Raw genomic sequence first — 18,221 nt, 5'->3', positions numbered from 1 at the left:
CAGACGGACAGGACATTATGATCAAGGCAGTGCTTTTCGACATGGACGGCGTTCTGATCGATGCCAAGGAATGGCATTACGAGACGCTGAATGACGCGCTGGCGCTTCTCGGGCTCAATATCAGCCGCACCGAACATCTCGCCGTCTATGACGGCCTGCCAACACGCAAAAAACTGGAAATGCTGACCAAGACGCGGGGATTGCCGCCAAGGCTGCACGAATTCCTCAACACGCTCAAACAGAAAATGACCTATCAGGTCATCGTCGAAAAATGCCAGCCGGTCTTCCATCACGAATACGCCCTCGCGCGCCTGAAGCGGGAGGGCAAGCATATCGTCGTCTGCTCAAACTCCGTCAGGTCGAGCGTCGAGGCGATGATGCGCCAGGCTGACCTGCTCAAATATCTTGATTTCTTTCTATCCAATCAGGATGTCGGCAAGGCGAAGCCCGATCCCGAAATCTACCTGACGGCAATCGATCGGCTGCAATTGCAGCCGGAGGAATGCCTGATCCTGGAAGATAACGATCACGGCATACAGGCCGCACGGTCCTCAGGCGCCCATGTGCTGGTGGTGGGATCGACCAACGACGTCACTTATGAGCGCATTATGAATGAAATCAACAAGATCGAATCGGCCCGCACATGAGATATCTTATACCCATCGCGTCGAAGGATGATCTTTTCCCAAAGGACGAGTTTCATTTCCCCAAGCCTCTGATCGAAGTCGACGGTTCGCCGATGATTTCGCTCGTCGTCAACAGTATCCGCAACCGCGATGCATCCGCGAAGTTCATCTTCATCGTTCTCCATCAGGATGCCCTCGAATACAGCCTTGATTCAATTTTGAAATTGCTGGCTGGCGAAAGCACCGTCGTTATCAAACTGAACAATCCGACCATGGGTGCCGTGTGCTCGGCGCTGATGGCCGTCGATCATATCGTTGACGACGACCCTCTGGTGATCTGCAATGGCGACCAGATCATCGACGCCGATCTGGCAGGCATTGCACGAGATTTCATGCGCTCGGGAGCCGATGCCGGTGTCGTGACCTTCAATTCCGTCCATCCCCGCTGGTCCTATATTCGTGAGGATCAGGCCGGATATGTCATAGAAACGGCAGAAAAGCGCGTTCTGAGCCGCAAGGCGATTGCTGGATATTATTATTTTAAAAGCGGCAGCTTGTTTATGGAGTTTGCCCAGAACTACTTGCTGAAAGCCGATCCGATCGGCGGAAAATACTATCTCTCCCCGGTTCTGAACGAGGTCATTCTTGCTGGCGGCAAAATCGTCCAACACGAGATTCCATCCGACAGCTATATCTCGTTCTATTCGCCCAAGCGCATCGAATTCTATCAGAACGAGATCCGGGACAAGGTCGTCGCAATGACCAAGCCAGCCCGGCAGGTCCAGGTCGTCATTCCGATGGCGGGCCTTGGCAGCCGGTTTGCGCAAGTCGGTTATCTCAAACCAAAGCCGTTCATCGATGTAAAAGGCAAGACGATGATCGAGCGCGTCATGGACAATCTGCGCCTCGATCATGCGCGCTTCGTCCTGATTGCCCGACAGGAACACCTGGATGCGGAACCCGATGTCGTCAGTGGCTTAAAGGCCCATGGCGATCTCGCCTTTTCGCCGATCAACTTCGTAACCGAGGGTGCGGCTTGCACGGTCTTGACGGCGCGGACACATCTTGATCCCGATGCCCCGCTATTGATTGCCAATTGCGACCAGATCGTCGATTTCGAATGCGCGGATTACATTCACGATGCACTTGAGCGCGATCTGGATGGCTCAATTCTCTGCTTCAAGGATAAAGACCGAGATCCGAAATGGTCGTTTGCGCATGTCAACGATGATGGGCTGGTCGATGAGGTGAAAGAAAAGGTGGCGATTTCCGACAACGCGACCGTTGGCATCTATTATTTCAGACGCGCCCGCGATTTCATCGATGCCGCGACCGATATGATTGCGCACAATGACAGGTCGAACAACGAGTTCTACGTTTGCCCGGTCTACAACTACCTGATCAAGCAGGGAGCCAGGGTCGGCGTCTATCATGTCGCTCCCGACGCCATGCACGGTATAGGCACGCCTCCCGATCTGGAGGCCTATCTCAGGCTGATTTGATAAGCATGAAATGCATCGTACCACTTGCCGGGCCTGATTTGTGGACCCCGAAATATGGCTTTAGACCGCTGGTGGATCTCAGCGGAAAGCCGCTGATCGACGCGGCCTTGGGTGACAGGGCGTGGGCGAACCGGCTTCGGCCAGAGGATTACATCTTCGTGATCCGCGAGGTTGCGAACCTCGCGGAGCTTGTTGAATATCTGCGCCTGAGATGGCCCGGCTGCCGCATCGTGACGCTCTCCGACCTGACCGGAGGCGCTCTGTTCTCCGTGCTGGCAGCAATGGCGCTCGTCGCGCCAGACGAGCCCGTCATCATCGATCTGGCCGACATCCTGTTCACGAGCGGACCAGACGACCCGGAGACACTGTTTTCGACGGAAGGATGTGGCGCAATCGTGCCGGTCTTTGCCTCAAGCGAAAACTGCTACAGCTATTTGAAGATGTCTGATGGCGTGGTGGTTGAAGCGCGGGAGAAAGAGGTGATCTCGGAAAACGCCTCCGCAGGCGTATACATGTTCCGAAACATCCAGATATTCTTCAGTGCAGCCGTTCACAATATCAACAACCGCCAGACCATGAGCTATAAAGGCGTGCTTTTCATCTGCCCCATGGTCAACGGCGTCATCGCTGACGGCCACACCGTGCTGGCGCCCACTATTGAAAACTGCCAGCCCGTGGGAAAGATTTTTCACGAACGATAGATCCGCTCGGTCATGGGCGATGTCGGGTTAAGACCTTTCACGGATCACTGAGTGCATCCTTCACCTAAAAAATCATGATCGTAGCGGTCGCTACGATCATGATTTTTTGTTCTCTCCCGCAAGGGAGAGGTAGGACGGAAACGTCCTGCTCCAAACCACTCTTTGCCTACCTTAAGGTTCGATAGCAGTGACCTCAACAATGCATAAGCTCTGACTATCGGTTAGACCCCTTTTCGAATTCCGCAAAGTTCTAAAGGTAATTGAAGGGGTGTCCATCAGATATAGTATTGTGAGTTACCTTCGTGATTTCACTTCAGCACTCATAGGGCTTATGTCACCCGCAATTCCTTTCAGTATCGACTCTCGCTCAAGCAACAAGAGTCCGTAGAGGCCTGAATTCCATTCAGTACCATGTTGCGAGCAAGCTTCCTTGAAGCCTTCAAAATGCTCTTTGCACTCTTCGTTTGTTGCAAGACTCCACCCTAAGGTCTTCATGGCGTACGCTTTGACGGCCTGCAACTGATTTATCGTAACTACACTATCCATATATGGACCTCGTGACGTTTCATTTTTTTACAACTGCACCATTCCTCAAATTAATATCCTGGGCAGCGTTATATGCGAACAGACGCAACCTACAACTCGGCTTTCCAAGTATAGTTCAATGCGATTTAACTGCCGCAAATTTTGCATACGTTCACTTTATGTTCTTGTCAAGTGATCAGACCGAAGAAAATCTTCGGTCTGATCAGAGCGAGCTTTTAGTTACTTAAGAGCACCCACTCGTCGATCCACAAGTGTCGCACTTTTCACATGTCCCATTCCGTACCATCGTAAAGTTCTGGCACTCGGAGCACATGTTGCCGGTATAGCCTTGGGCAATCGAGCGCATGCGGCGGGCGGCTTCTACTTTCTTGGCTTCGGCCTTGGCGGCTTCGGCTTCGTCGGTGGCGGCGTCGGAGAACAGGGCTTCGGTAGCGACGTCCTCGACCAATTCAGCTGCCCGTTCCTCGTAATCGCGCTTGAAGGACACGACTTCGGAGGTGGAAATGGCGGTCGTCACTTCCAGCTTGCGGGCGGCATTGCCAGAAAAGGCAGCAACATTACCCGAAGCCTTGGCCGGAGTGCCGGTTACGGCGCCACGGGGTTCGGCGGTTCCGGCCTGGCTGCTGGAGACCAGGGTCGGCTTGTAGCCACGGGTCAGGCCCTTGGAGACCACATCGGCCTTGCCTTCCTTCACGCCGCGGCCAAGTGCCGTGGTGGAGAAGTCGGACGTGTCGACATGGGCCAGATCGTTGCGGCCGAGATAGGAGATCGCCAGTTCGCGGAACACGTAGTCGAGGATCGACGTGGCGTTCTTGATGGCGTCGTTGCCGGTTACCATGCCCGCCGGTTCGAACTTGGTGAAGGTGAAGGCATCAACATATTCTTCCAGCGGCACGCCATATTGCAGGCCGAGCGATACCGAGATGGCGAAGTTGTTGATGAAGGCGCGCAGAGCCGAGCCTTCCTTGTTCATATCAAGGAAGATTTCGCCGAGACGGCCATCGTCATATTCGCCGGTACGCAGGAAGATGGTGTGACCACCGATCTTGGCCTTCTGGGTATAACCCTTGCGGCGGGTCGGCAGCTTTTCCTGTTCGCGCACAACGCGCTCGACGATGCGCTCAACGATCCGCTCGGTGATGGTCACGGCCTGGGCGGCCTGCGGCTGGGCCAGCAGATCTTCCAGAGCGTCCTCATCGTCCTCATCCTCGATCAGCGAGGAATTCAGCGGCTGGCTGAGCTTGGAGCCATCGCGGTACAGCGCATTGGCCTTCAGCGCCAGCTTCCAGGACAGCATGTAAGCTGCGCCGCAATCTTCCACCGTTGCCTCATTCGGCATGTTGATGGTCTTGGAAATCGCCCCGGAAATGAACGGCTGGGCCGCTGCCATCATGCGGATATGGCTTTCGACAGACAGATATCGCTTGCCGATCTTGCCGCAAGGATTGGCGCAATCGAAGACCGCCAGATGCTCCTTCTTCAGGAACGGCGCGCCTTCCAGCGTCATCGCCCCGCAGACATGGATATTGGCAGCCTCGATGTCCTTCTTGGCAAAGCCCAGATGCTCCAGCAGGTTGAAGCTCATATCGGTCAGCTGTTCAGCGCTGACGCCAAGCGTTTCCTTCAGGAAACCAGCGCCCAAGGTCCATTGGTTAAAGACGAACTTGATGTCGAAGGCAGCGCCCAGAGCAGCGTTGACAGCCTCGATCTTCTCGTCGGTAAAGCCCTTGGCCTTCAACGAACCGGGGTTGACGCCCGGTGCCTGATTGAGATTGCCGTGTCCGACAGCATAGGCTTCGATCTCGGCAAGCTGGCTTTCCGTGTAGCCAAGTGTGCGCAGGGCTTCGGGAACGGCGCGGTTGATGATCTTGAAATAGCCGCCACCGGCCAGCTTCTTGAACTTCACCAGGGCGAAATCCGGCTCAATGCCTGTCGTGTCGCAATCCATCACCAGGCCGATCGTGCCGGTCGGGGCAACAACGGAGACCTGAGCATTGCGGTAGCCGTGCTGCTCACCCAGTTCCAGCGCCTTGTCCCAGGCCGCCTTGGCATGGGCGATCAGGGCCGGATCGGAGCATTCGGCATGCACCAGCGGCACGGGATCGACGGCAAGCCCTTCATAGCCTTCAAACAGGCCATGGGCAGCGCGGCGATGGTTGCGGATGACGCGCAGCATGTTGTCGCGGTTTGGCGCATAGCCCGGGAACGGACCAAGCTCGGAGGCGATTTCAGCTGATGTGGCATAGGAAACGCCGGTCATGATGGCGCTCAGCGCGCCGCAGATGGCGCGGCCTTCAGCCGAGTCATAGGGAATGCCGGTCGACATCAGCAGGCCGCCAATGTTGGCATAGCCGAGGCCAAGCGTGCGGTATTCGTAAGACAGTTCGGCAATCTGGCGCGAAGGGAACTGCGCCATCATCACGGACACTTCGAGTACGACGGTCCAGAGACGAACGGCATGTTCGTAATCGGCAATGTCGATCTTCTTGGTATCGGCATCCTTGAACTGTAACAGGTTCAGCGACGCCAGATTGCAGGCGGTGTCGTCCAGGAACATATATTCCGAGCACGGATTGGAGGCGCGGATCGGGCCAGCCGCCGGGCAGGTGTGCCAGTCGTTCATGGTGGTGTTGAAATGCAGGCCCGGATCGGCGGACGCCCAGGCGGCGTAGGAAATCTTTTCCCAGAGATCGCGGGCCTTCAGCGTCTTCATCACCCGGCCATCGCGGCGGGCGGTCAGGTTCCAGTTGCCATCGTCTTCGACAGCCCGCAGGAAGTCATCCCGCAGCGAAACGGAATTGTTGGAATTCTGGCCCGAGACGGTCAGATAGGCTTCCGAATCCCAATCCGTGTCATAGGTCTTGAATTCGAGATCCTTGTAGCCCTGCTGGGCGAACTGGATGACCCGCTTGACGTAGTTTTCCGGCACCATATCCTTCTTGGCAGCGCGGATTTCGCGCTTCAGGGCCGGGTTTTCATTGGGGTCGAAGCAAGCGTCGTTATCGGCTGAGCAATTGACGCAGGCCTTCATGATCGCCTTCAGATGCTTGGCGACGATCTTGGAGCCGGTGACGAGAGCGGCAACCTTCTGCTCTTCCTTCACCTTCCAGTCGATGTAGTTCTCGATATCAGGATGGTCGATGTCCACAACCACCATCTTGGCGGCGCGGCGCGTCGTGCCGCCGGACTTGATGGCGCCAGCAGCCCGGTCACCGATCTTCAGGAAGCTCATCAGGCCAGACGACTTACCGCCGCCCGACAGCTTTTCGCCCTCGCCGCGCAGATGGGAGAAGTTCGAGCCGGTGCCGGAACCGTATTTGAACAGGCGCGCTTCACGCACCCACAGATCCATGATGCCGCCTTCGTTGACGAGATCGTCTTCGACGGACTGGATGAAGCAGGCATGCGGCTGCGGATGCTCATAGGCCGACTTGGACTTGGTGAGCTTGCCGGTGAAAGGATCGATGTAGAAATGGCCCTGGCCGGGACCATCAATGCCATAGGCCCAATGCAGGCCGGTATTGAACCACTGCGGGGAATTCGGCGCGACGCGCTGGGTGGCGAGCATATAGGCAAGCTCATCGCGGAAAGCGAGAACGTCTTCTTCCGTGGTGAAATATTTGCCCTTCCAGCCCCAATAGGCCCAGGTTCCAGCCAGACGGGAGAAAACCTGGCGCGCATCGGTTTCCGAACCGTAGCGCTCGTCTTCAGGCAGATCCTTCATGGCCTTTTCATCGGCAACCGAACGCCACAGGAACGACGGAACATCGTTTTCCTCGACCTTTTTCAGGATCTTCGGCACGCCGGCCTTGCGGAAATATTTCTGGGCCAGAATATCGGCCGCCACCTGGCTGAACTGCGCGGGCACATCGATATCCGCCAGCCGGAAGACAACAGAGCCATCCGGGTTCTTGATTTCGCTTACCGCCTTGCGGAATTCGATCTCCGCATAGGGCGACTGGCCGGGCTTGGTGAAACGGCGTTCGATGCGCATCTGGCTAGTCCTCGTTGGTCCAAGCACCCGGAAAAGGGCGCAAAATAGGTTTTACGGCACCACGTTCAAGCGGCTTGCCGTTGGTTCGCTCTCTTCGGAGCGAGGCCGATCATAATGATGGTCCGCTCTGTATCTTGCTCCAACCTTAACCGCGAGACACTAAATATAGTATCCACAGCGTTTTCATGCCAGAGCAAATGGCCGCAGCGCGCCAGAAAAATTCAAAAAGATATCCGCACGGCCAAAGCGGGGACGCCGTGACCGTTTCAATCCTGATGATGTTCGCTGATTTGAACCGACCTCGTAGACATCTCGGTTCAGCCGCCGCCGCAACAATCAATTCATTAACCCTGCCTGCGGGCAAGCGCAAGAGCTGGTCTGTATCGAAAATATGAACCCTATATGTTGTGGTCAGCATCTGTGGAAAACGGGGAAAGAGGCTAGCCTAGAGAATTCATAGGCTTGGCGGAAAAGCTTCATGATTAACGCCGGGTGAAGGCTTTTTTTATCCACCGTCACATCACGGCACGCAAACAAGACGACAGAAGCCTCCTGCCGCGTGTCGGCCTGTATCCCGCACCGAATCGGTTTGTTTGGGTGTCCAGGAATGACCTGGCCTTACCCCTTTCCATCAGAAAACCCTTTAATACGCGGGGAGCAGGTCATGCTAATTTCCCAGAGAACTAAAGGGATATTAATGTTTGTGGACAACTATATCGGGACCAGGGTCTGGAATGACGTCCACACCCAGATATGCCGCGTCAGTCGCCATGAGAGCGCCGGGCCGCGCTTAAGGTTTAGTCATGACCATCAGTAATCTATCTATCCTGAAGAAGGTCAGTCTTCTTGTGGTGCTGATGGGCGTTGCGGCAGGTGCTATTGCCGCTGCCGGCGCCTTCGGCCTGTCTTCGCTTGGCGCCTCGCTTCAAAATACCGGACAACGTGAAGAAGTGGCCCGTGAGGCCATGGATTTGCGCGTCGACATCATCGCCATCAGCCGCATGACCTACCAATTGGCCTTGGCGCCGGAAAAGGCCGCTGATTTCGCCAAGGAAACCGAAACGCGCTCCAGCGAAATGCTGGCGCGTCTGCCAAAGATCGCGGCGACCGCCGACGAGAACGAGCAGAAGCAATTGCAGGATGTCCGCACGACGCTCAGCACCTATTTCGACCAGATCCGCCAAATGGTGAAAGTGGCCGGCACAGACGCCGCCAAGGAACCCGGCGTGATGACCAAGGAGCTTTCCAAGGCCCTTGATGGACAAAAGGCCGTAACGGCGGCGGTCAAGGTCTACAGCACCTATTCCGCCAAGACCCTGTCTGCGGCCCGCAGCAATGCCATTGCAAACTCGCAACTGACGATGATCGCGCTCCTGTCGACCGCTGCGATCAGCATCGTTCTCGGCGTTGCGGTCAGCACGCTGATTGCCCGTCGCGGCATCGTCAATCCGATCCGCCTTTTGACCGACAACATGAACCGGATTGCCAAAGGCGCCCTGGGCGACGCCATTCCGGGCACAGAGCGCGGCGACGAAATCGGCGAGATGGCCCGCGCCCTGGAAATCTTCCGCGCCAACCGCTTGCAGATGCAGGAAATGGAAGCGCAGGAAGCCGCGCTCAACAGCCAGAGCAAGGATCTGCAATCCAGCATCAGCAGCATTGTCGCCTCGGCAGCCGCGGGCAATTTCTCGCAGCGCATCACCAAATCCTACGAGGATGCTGATCTGCAACGCTTCGCCTCCAGCGTCAACGAACTGGTGGCCAATGTCGATCTCGGCGTTACCGAGGTGCGGCGGGTGATTGCCGCCCTCTCCTCTTCCGATCTCACCCAGGATATGCGCGGCAATTTCCAGGGCGCCTTTGCCGAATTGCAGAGCAACGTCAACCACGCGATGGCGACGCTTCGCGAAGCCATGCAAAGCATTCGCGGCGCATCGGGTACGATCACCGACAATTCCGGCGAACTGAGTTCTGCCGCCAACCAATTGGCCCGCCGGACCGAACAGCAGGCAGCGGCCCTGGAAGAGACCGCAGCAGCGCTTGAAGAAATCACCACGACGGTCCGCACCTCCACCGAACGCGCCCATGAAGCCAACCAGATGGTGGAGCAGACCCGCAATAGCGCCGGAAAATCCGGCGAGATCGTCCGCAGCGCCATCGACGCGATGGGCCGGATCGAGCAATCCTCGCAGAAGATCAGCCAGATCATTTCGGTAATCGACGAAATCGCCTTCCAGACCAACCTGTTGGCGCTGAATGCCGGTGTCGAAGCGGCCCGCGCCGGAGAGGCTGGACGCGGCTTTGCGGTCGTTGCCCAGGAAGTCCGCGAACTGGCCCAGCGCTCGGCCAATGCGGCCCGCGAAATCAAGGCGCTGATCAACACCTCGGCCGATGAAGTCAAGGGTGGCGTGTCGCTGGTTCTGTCCACTGGCGAAGCTCTCAACGAAATTGTCGGCCTGGTTGATCATGTCAACGGCCATGTGGCGAGCATCGCCCGCGCCGCCCAGGAACAGTCGGCGGCGCTGGCTGAAATCAACACCTCAGTCAACCAAATGGACCAGATGACCCAGCAAAATGCCGCCATGGTGGAAGAAACCACGGCTGCCAGCCAGGTCCTGGCCAGTGAATCCCGACAGCTGCTGGTGCAGTTGGAACGGTTCCGGCTGGAGGACAACAGACGGGGTGAATACCGAGCGGTGGCGTAATCAGCCGCAGAAGTTTACTCTTCCTTCCAAAGCTACGAAATGCAAAAGCCCCTGCGTTTGAAAAAGCGCCGGGGCTTTTGGCTTTTTGGGTCAGGAAAATGATGGAAGGGGGCTATCTAGCTGACTAAACCGTCGTCACAACGCCAACGATAAGAGAGACCGAGACGCATGTGAGCCAGACAGCGGCGACGCGCTGGAGGACATGTAATCTGCCCTGACCGCCATGCCCTGCCTGAGTCAATCGCCCGGCGGAGCCCCAAAGCAAGGCCACGGCGCAGACCAGCAGGCAAAATAGGCCGAGACACGGCAGGAAATTCGAACTGTCAGGAGCAGGCAAAAGAACGAGACCGAAGACCAATGCTTTGGGATTGAGCGCGGTCGTCAGATAGATCCGGCCCGCTGTGATCTGATTGAGAGCTTTGCCCTGCCCCGGCGCCTGCCAAAGCTTGAAGGCGATGACCAACACCCAGATCGCCGCGGCGATTTTCAGCAGGACGGCCGCGGCAGGCCAGCGCGCCATCAGTTGATCTCCCAGATAAACCAGCGGCAGGACGGTCGTCAGATAGCCCGCCAGTTCCGCTGGCAGCAGATGCAGCACGCGCCTTAGGCCAGCCTGGGCACCGGCAACGCCCATCAAGGTATTGGTCGGCCCGGGCGCCAGAAGCAGCGCCAGGACAGCGGGGAGAAAGGTGGCAATCAGCATCGGTCAATCCATTATCAACAACAGATTGCCTTTTGCATGGAAACCATGGCCGACGCCTTGATAGCGATCAAATGCGCCGGCCCTCGAGTCCCAGCGATTTTAGCCTTTATGGCCCTTGGCAATCGGCTCCTGATAGGTAAAGCCCATATCCCAGGGGAAATAGATCCAGGTATCCTGGCTGACCTCGGTCACAAATGTATCGACCGTCGGCACGCCTTTCGGCTTGGCATAGACGCAGGCAAAATGCGCCTTCGGGATTATTGAGCGCACTTCCGTGGCGGTCTTGCCGGTATCGGTGAGGTCGTCGATGACAAGCACGCCCTCACCGCCATTGGTCAGCAGCTCAGGCGTAATGCCCTTCAGCAAGTTGAATTCGCCCTGGTTGACATAGTCATGGTAGGAGGCGACGCAGACGGTCTCGATCAGGCGGATATTCAACTCGCGCGAAATGATTGCCGCCGGAACCAGCCCGCCACGGGTGATGCAGACAATGGCGCGAAACTCCTGCCCAAGCCCGGCCAGACGCCAGGCAAGCGCCCGTGCATCGCGATGGAATTGATCCCAGGCAACGGGAAAGGCTTTATCGGGAAGAGACATGCAAGGGCTCCGCGCATCAAGAAAAGACAGAAGAAAAGGCAATCGAAGCGCTTCGCGTTTCAACCGCCCGCCGCGTCATCGCAGCAAAAACGAAGACAGTGACGCCATTCAGCCTGCGCATCGGCCCGGAAACCGCACGGCTCTTAAGAGCCATGGGCGCAGCAGGCCTTGCGCAAAAGCCCTTTCGGCTCCTTGTCTTTCTCGGTGCTATAGCGGCAATCTGCCCATGAAGGCAAGAGACGGAAAGAGGATGCCGGAAACAGTAAGGCATCCGGTTAGAAACCGAATGCCTTGCGTCATCACATTCTTCAATCCAGCGCTTATCAGCGCGAAAGTAATGTCAGGGCCGTCATGGAATCAAGGACGGTGCGGGTCACGCCACCGAACAGCACTTCCCACCAGCGCTTGTGGGAATAGGCGCCCATCACCAACAGATCGATGCTCTGGTCGGACAAGCGGTTTTCGATATGCGCCGCCGCCTTCAATTGCTCCTGATCCTGCTGGGTCACGGTGACATTGATATCGTGGCGGCTCAGCGTCGCGGCGATTTCAGCGCCCGGCAGGCTGCGCGAAAGATCGTCACCGCCGCTATCGACCACCGAGAAAATTTCAACGCTTTCAGCCTGTTTCAGGAATGGGAGAGCATCGAATGTGGCGCGGGCCACTTCGCGCGATCCGTTCCAGGCAATCAACACCCGCTTGATCGGCCTCGGCGTCTTCAGAATGTAAGGCACGAGCAGCACGGGCCTGCCGCTGTCAAACAACGCCGTTTCCAATTCGCTGCGGTTGTCCGAAAGCGAACCGCTTTCTCCCTGAGCGGCGACGACCAGATCGGCGCAGCGGGCGCTGTCGACAAACGAACCCGTCGAGCCGACGGAGGTCACGAAATTGCGCCATTCGGTCGACACGCCTTCGCGCCGCGCCACTTCGGCGAAGATCGCCTCGATGGCCCCGGTTTCCTTATGGGCCAGATCCTGCATGGCCTGTACCGCAACCGGATCAGGTATTTCCATCGGCGCGATCAGGGGCATGCCAGCGACCGCTTCGCAATGAACGCCGATGACATGGGACCCGAACTGTTCGGCCAGCGCAACGGAAAAATCAGAAACCTGCGCTGCCGTACGACGATTGTCGAGAACGCTCAGAATTGTCTTGTAAGCCATTGTCATCTCCCCGCAAATTGCTCCGATCGAACATCGTCCGAGCAAAAGCATACTGCATCGTGGTCTTGGCGACAGGAAGACACGCTTGCGTCATCCCGTCCAACCACCGAAAAAGATAATGCGCCGAAACCACGCCGGTTCCTTGATTTCGCTCAAGGCTGAATTGGGATTTCGCTCAAGACTGAATTGGGATTTCGCTCAAGGCTGATCTGGATTCCCACTCAAGCCTCAGCCACGCGGGACATTCTCAGGCCTCCAGCACGGTTTTACCGCCGGTAATTGCCGCAATCATCTCCTCGACATCGAGCACAGCGGCATTCAGCACATCTTCGGCCCTCGCCCGCACCACGAGTTCCGTGTGGAAGCCTTTGGCGCCGTCATAGCGTGGATAAGAACCGATACTGGTCTGAGGATGCGCCTTCTGAACGGCGGCCAGCGCCGTGCCGATCTCGCCCTCGCCATAGGGGCAGGCAATGGCCCGCGACAGAACACGGACGCCACCGGGCAGGGTCTTGACGACGTTTTCCAGCATCGCCTGAAAAACCTGCGGGACACCTGCCATGACATAGACATTCTCCACCCGGAACCCCGGCGCGGTGGAAACCGGATTGGCAATATGCTCCGCGCCTTGCGGCATGCGAGCCATCCGTTGGCGCGCCTCGGTAAATTCCAGGCCTCGGCGGGCATACATTTCCGCCATCAGCGCCATGGCCTTTTCGTCATGCAGGCAAGGCAGGCCGAAAGCCTTCGAGATGGCATCGGCGGTAATGTCGTCATGGGTCGGGCCAATGCCACCGGAGGTGAACACATGGTTATAGCGGCTGCGTAGCGCATTCAGCGCCTCGACGATTGCCTCTTCCTCATCGGCCACGATGCGCACTTCCTTGAGGTCGATACCGGCCAGGGTCAGCACATCGGCCAGATGCCCGATATTCTTATCCTTGGTGCGGCCAGACAGTAATTCATCGCCAATGGCAAGCATGGCGGCGGTGACGACTTGAGGCGGGGAAACGGGCGTGGAATCGGACATGGGAGGGCCTTCTACCGGACTTTGCCGAATTGAGACGAACTAGGACTATCTTTGGCTAACCGCATAATTCCCTCAATCGGGTCCGATTTAAGGTGACGACCAGGCAACGGATCGGAAATCTTGCGGCGGCGTTGGTGCATTTATTCGATGCATATCGCTGTAACGTCAATTTTGCGAGACTGGACCAAACAGAGAGACAAAATTATCGGCCACGACCTTTTTTCGTCCTTGCCCCCCATCCAGGTTCTTGTCCCTCCCTCCGCCAAACAGCAAGCCGCCCTGCGTGAGGGAAACGCAGGGCGGCTTGAGCGATGAGACGATATAGCCGAAAAGTCAGCACCGGTTTTCGGAAAATCCGATGCTGTCAGATGGTATTAAAACTCCTCCCAGCTTTCCTGCTTGGCTGCGGTATTCATGCCGAGTGCCTTGGCGACCTGACCGACCATGCGGCGGGCGGGTGACGCGACAGGCCTTTGCCCGGCGCTGGCTGGAACAGGACCAGCGGACCGGCCTCCGGACGGGGCGGCATTGGCCACTAAGCCTGACGAACCGGAACCAATCTGGAACTGACTGACCAGATGGCGCAGCTTTTCCGCTTCATTGGCCAGCGAAGAGCTGGCGGCGGTGGCTTCTTCCACCATGGCGGCATTCTGCTGGGTAACCTGGTCCATCTGGTTGACGGCGATATTCACCTCGGAGAGCCCGACGGACTGTTCGCGCGCCGAAATGGCGATGGCGTCGAGTTGTCCATTGATGGCGACGACATGGCCTTCGATGATCTTCAGAACATCACCTGTTGCGGTCACCAGCTTGACGCCGTTTTCAACTTCGCTGGCAGAATTGCGGATCAGGTCCTTGATTTCCTTGGCAGCCTGGGCAGAGCGCTGAGCAAGTTCGCGCACTTCCTGGGCGACCACCGCAAAGCCCTTACCAGCCTCACCTGCCCGCGCCGCTTCGACACCGGCATTCAGCGCCAGAAGATTGGTCTGGAAGGCGATTTCATCGATCACGCCGATAATGTTGGAGATCTGGCTGGACGACTGCTCGATCCGCTGCATGGCGTTGACGGCATTCGAGACCACTTCGCCGGACTGCCGGGCCGACTGGTTGGCCTGGACGGCCATAGCCCGGGCCTCTTCCGCACGCTTGGAGGAATTGGAGACATTGGTGGTGATCTGATCCAATGCGGCGGCTGTTTCTTCCAACGAGGCTGCCTGTTGTTCGGTACGTTTCGACAGGTCGTTGGCGCTTTGGCTCACTTCACGCGAACCGCTGTCAATCGAGCTGGTCGAGATGGCAACGGACGACATCGTGTCACGCAATTGCTCAACCGTGCTGTTGAAGTCGGTACGCAAGTTTTCGAATTCCGTGGCAAATTTCTGGGTAAGCTGGAATGTCAGATCTCCAGCCGAAAGCCGCTTCAAGCCTTCCGCCAGGCCAGACGTTGCCTGGGCCATTTCAGCGGAGCGCTTGGCATCGGCCTCGGCAACGCGCTGGCGTTCCACTTCGCTCATGTCGCGGACCGCAGCGGCCTGTTTTTCCAGCTCGCGGGCGGCAAGACCGTTATCCTTGAAGATCTGCACAGCGCGCGCCATGACACCGATTTCATCGCGACGATCGACACCATCAACCATTGCCGAAAGATCGCCGCCGGACAGAATGCCCATCTTGGTGGCCAGTTCGCGGATCGGCACAACCATCCAGGCGCGGATGGCGAAAAAGCCGATTGTCAGAACGAGAACCAAGCCTACCAGCACGCCAATCACAGTCGTCATCACCGTGCTATTGGTCATATCGGAAAGGTCTTTGCTTTCTGCATCGGAAGCCTTGCTAATTGTCGTAACGACTTCGGTAAAGCGCGGCGAAATCTTTGCAAACTCAGGCTGGCATTCCTTCAGAAAAGTCGACTGAGATCTTGCGACTTCATCATCGCTGGTCGCGGCTTTACCCGCCTGCATGGCATTGCCACAGCTCTGATCGAGAATTTTCAAAGCATCAGCTTTAAGCGCGGCGATGTCGGCATTAGCAGGAAGAGCCTTTGCCGCTATATCCATGAACGTCACGAAAGAACCTCGAGCCGTTTCGAATTCCTTTGCCGCAGACTGATTGAGTGCGTCCGTACGCGACAGCATGATATCTGCCAAAGAGGCCCGTGCAGACTGCATCGACCGGTTGGCGCGCGCCAGATAAAGCGAAGCGGTGGCCTCCTGCTGCAGCAGGCCACTATAGCCAGTATCGATCGATTTCAGATTGGCTCCGGAATAGGCCGCAATGCCGAGAGTAAACAACCCGAACAGCGCCATGATCGACAGAAATTTCCCGATGATTGGTAGGTTTTTCATCTCATTGCCTCGTAACTCCGGGTGCTTCGACCTTTGAGTTAATGTGGGAGTAAATTTTGGGCGCGCGGGGCCTGTACCCGTCCCCGCCAATCCGCACAGAACGATCCGTAGCAACGATCGGCAGCTCCGGCGGCATCTGGAGAAACTACCGGTTAAAATCTAATTTTTAGTAAATTCTAATTTTCATATACTTAAGATTAAGGCCGCTATAGTGCTTTATATTTGCTGCATAATTTTATCCGCACATCGATTCCGATCTAAGGAATTATGCGGTCGCCTGTTGCGGGAAAAGCAATCGACGGAAGACAGCGGCCTGCCAGGTTCACACCGAACCAGCGATCTCTCTGTTTTCAATTGTCTTTTCTGGAAAATCCGCGTCCATTTTCCCTGGAAAATTCCAGGAATGGCGGAACAGGAAATGTGCTTGGTGCGGACGACGGGGGTCGAACCCGTACAGATTGCTCCGAGGGATTTTAAGTCCCTTGCGTCTACCAGTTTCGCCACGTCCGCGTAAGCAGCGTTTTCAACGACCTGAGGCAGAATTGCAAGAGGGCGTTTCAGATATTCCCTGCTGGATAATTGTTTAAACCGATTCCGGTGCAAACAATGACCCAACAGCTATAGAGAGCGACAGCAAACCCTTTGACGCGATAAACGACACAGAACGGCGCTGTAGAGTCTGTCAGGTTCGGATTGAGCCGGCCATCCCCTCATTCCCGTGCTTTCGTTTGCCTTTTCGGGAATGCCCGATCACACAAAAAACCCCGGACCGAAGCCGGTCCAGGGTGATTGTTGAAATGCATCAAGGTCAGAAGTCGAACACCAACAATATCAAGAACGTTGGATATTAAACCGCCATGCCCCAGTCGTCTGCGTCATCGACGCCGAACATGCGCTCGAGGTTGAGAAAGCAAATCATGCTTTCGCCCTGGGCAATGATGCCATCGGAAAAGGCGGCGCTTGGCCCTGCTGCCTGTGGCAAGGGCTGCAAGCGATCGGCGGGGATGGTGAGAATGTCGGAAACGCCATCCACCAGCAGACCGACGGTAACGCCATTGACATCAGCGACGACCACGGCGCTGCGCTGGTTGACCTCGGAATTGGCCATACCAAGCTTAACGGCCAGATCCACGATCGGGATGACCGTGCCGCGCAGGTTCATCACGCCCAGCACTTCATAAGGCGCATGGGGGAGCGGGGTGACAGTGGCCCAACCGCGAATTTCACGAATGGAAGTGGTTTTAACGCAAAATTCCTGCGCATGAAGCCGGAAGGCGATGATCTCCAGAGAGCCCGCTTGCACCAGATGCGATGTGGTCATCAAATTTTCTCCCAGCTTTCATAGGTTTGGGACAGTATTTTAGCATATACGTCCTTAAATCGCTGCCGATTCAGACAAACACGTGCAATGCAAGCCTCTGCACAGTGAACCGCCCGACTTGCAATCTATGCCGTAATCCTGCCAGCCTTCGATTGTGCCTCTGCCAGTCACACGTGACCGCTTCGGATTCCTTGATCAGAAACATAGTTGATGCGTCTTAACCGTTAGTGAATTCAAATATAAAATCTGAGAGGACTGCGCCGCATACCGCGATCAAAGCAGCGAGAGATACACTAACCAATTGAACTGTCTTGTTATTTCAAGAAAGTCGATTTTTGGACGAAAGAATTATCCATTTAAAAAACCATGCATATGCCAGTGCATTGCGCTGGAGAATGCCAAAGCACAAAGAGATCAGCCACATCCACGGCTTGGCGAAATGTCAAACACATCAACGGCTTAAGATGTTCGCAAATGGAATGAGACGAATCGTTTTCAATGACTGTTCGGATAAGGCCTATAACAATCCGAGTTCGGCCAGTTCCCGCTTCAAGTCGTCGGGCATGTCATCCAGGCCCGCACCGCCGGCGGAAAGATCGCGCGGGGCGTCTTTCGGCTCCAGATAACGCCAGCCCTGAAACGGGCGGCGTGGCGCTGGCGTGGTTTCGATGACTTCGGGGCCAAGCACCAGTTCGCAACGGTTGATCCCGTCCGCGCCGGTAACGCTGACAATGTCCAGCAGAGGCTGGCGGGCCGCAACCTGGCCCTTGATAATCCAGTAGAGCGAACCGCCATCCAGCAATTCCTCGACCCGTTTGGGCATCATCCGGGTGACATGCGAACTTTGCGGCGGCAGACCAGCCGACATCGCCACCAGGGCGCGTTCCGCGACCCAGTGCTTGAGATCGTCGATGCTATCGGCCCCGACACAGAGTTTGATGAGATTGAGCGCCATGGCTTTTGCAGATAGACCTTTCATGCCACGGGTCAA

12 protein-coding genes and 1 tRNA gene are annotated in these 18,221 nt (G+C 56.6%); 4 read left to right on the top strand and 9 right to left on the bottom strand.

The window, feature by feature from the left end:
- Positions 1-17 precede the first annotated feature (17 nt).
- From V6582_RS18445 to V6582_RS18435, 3 genes are read left to right on the top strand one after another with little or no spacing between them, the layout of a single operon-like run.
- Positions 18-647: an HAD family hydrolase gene (locus V6582_RS18445; protein WP_156630580.1), complete on the top strand. Its 630-nt coding sequence runs from the start codon at positions 18-20 to the stop codon at positions 645-647.
- The gene (locus tag V6582_RS18440; RefSeq protein WP_156630579.1) at positions 644-2,128 is read left to right on the top strand and encodes a glycosyltransferase family 2 protein; all 1,485 of its coding nucleotides are present in this window, start codon (positions 644-646) and stop codon (positions 2,126-2,128) included. The genes V6582_RS18445 and V6582_RS18440 overlap by 4 nt, the downstream gene beginning before the upstream one ends.
- A gap of 5 nt (positions 2,129-2,133) precedes the next feature.
- Positions 2,134-2,829 carry a hypothetical protein gene (locus tag V6582_RS18435; RefSeq protein ID WP_156630578.1) on the top strand — a complete coding sequence of 232 codons (696 nt, stop codon included), beginning with the start codon at positions 2,134-2,136 and terminating at the stop codon, positions 2,827-2,829.
- Positions 2,830-3,598: 769 nt separating this feature from the next.
- On the opposite strand, the gene V6582_RS18430 is transcribed toward V6582_RS18435, so the two are convergent.
- Positions 3,599-7,369: a vitamin B12-dependent ribonucleotide reductase gene (locus V6582_RS18430; RefSeq protein ID WP_156630577.1), complete on the bottom strand. Its 3,771-nt coding sequence runs from the start codon at positions 7,367-7,369 to the stop codon at positions 3,599-3,601.
- Positions 7,370-8,172: 803 nt separating this feature from the next.
- Between V6582_RS18430 and V6582_RS18425 the strand changes: the two genes are divergently transcribed.
- Complete coding sequence (locus tag V6582_RS18425; RefSeq protein WP_349508896.1) at positions 8,173-10,074, top strand: methyl-accepting chemotaxis protein; 1,902 nt, start codon at positions 8,173-8,175, stop codon at positions 10,072-10,074.
- Between the two features lie 124 nt (positions 10,075-10,198).
- Here the strand turns inward: V6582_RS18425 and V6582_RS18420 are convergent, their stop codons facing one another.
- The 8 genes from V6582_RS18420 to V6582_RS18385 form a co-directional block, all read right to left on the bottom strand.
- A complete protein-coding gene (locus V6582_RS18420; RefSeq protein WP_156630575.1) occupies positions 10,199-10,777 on the bottom strand; it encodes a hypothetical protein in 579 nt (192 codons plus the stop codon).
- 99 nt (positions 10,778-10,876) lie between these two features.
- Complete coding sequence (gpt, locus tag V6582_RS18415; RefSeq protein WP_015916290.1) at positions 10,877-11,374, bottom strand: xanthine phosphoribosyltransferase; 498 nt, start codon at positions 11,372-11,374, stop codon at positions 10,877-10,879.
- A 323-nt stretch (positions 11,375-11,697) separates the two neighbouring features.
- Positions 11,698-12,537 carry a universal stress protein gene (locus V6582_RS18410; RefSeq protein WP_156630574.1) on the bottom strand — a complete coding sequence of 280 codons (840 nt, stop codon included), beginning with the start codon at positions 12,535-12,537 and terminating at the stop codon, positions 11,698-11,700.
- A gap of 247 nt (positions 12,538-12,784) precedes the next feature.
- Positions 12,785-13,567: a competence/damage-inducible protein A gene (locus tag V6582_RS18405; protein WP_156630573.1), complete on the bottom strand. Its 783-nt coding sequence runs from the start codon at positions 13,565-13,567 to the stop codon at positions 12,785-12,787.
- A gap of 374 nt (positions 13,568-13,941) precedes the next feature.
- Positions 13,942-15,909 (bottom strand): methyl-accepting chemotaxis protein, encoded by a 1,968-nt coding sequence (locus V6582_RS18400; protein ID WP_156630572.1) that lies wholly within the window; start codon positions 15,907-15,909, stop codon positions 13,942-13,944.
- Between the two features lie 425 nt (positions 15,910-16,334).
- Positions 16,335-16,419 (bottom strand) — tRNA-Leu (locus tag V6582_RS18395).
- A gap of 337 nt (positions 16,420-16,756) precedes the next feature.
- Complete coding sequence (locus tag V6582_RS18390) at positions 16,757-17,230, bottom strand: chemotaxis protein CheW (RefSeq protein WP_070150560.1); 474 nt, start codon at positions 17,228-17,230, stop codon at positions 16,757-16,759.
- Positions 17,231-17,747: 517 nt separating this feature from the next.
- Positions 17,748-18,185, bottom strand: a complete 438-nt coding sequence (locus tag V6582_RS18385) for a DUF1489 family protein (RefSeq protein WP_156630751.1) — start codon at positions 18,183-18,185, stop codon at positions 17,748-17,750.
- Positions 18,186-18,221: the final 36 nt, after the last annotated feature.

This window comes from Agrobacterium vitis (genome assembly GCF_037039395.1).
Classification (GTDB): Bacteria; Pseudomonadota; Alphaproteobacteria; order Rhizobiales; family Rhizobiaceae; genus Allorhizobium; species Allorhizobium vitis_E.
This window is presented reverse-complemented; position numbering and strand designations above follow the sequence as displayed.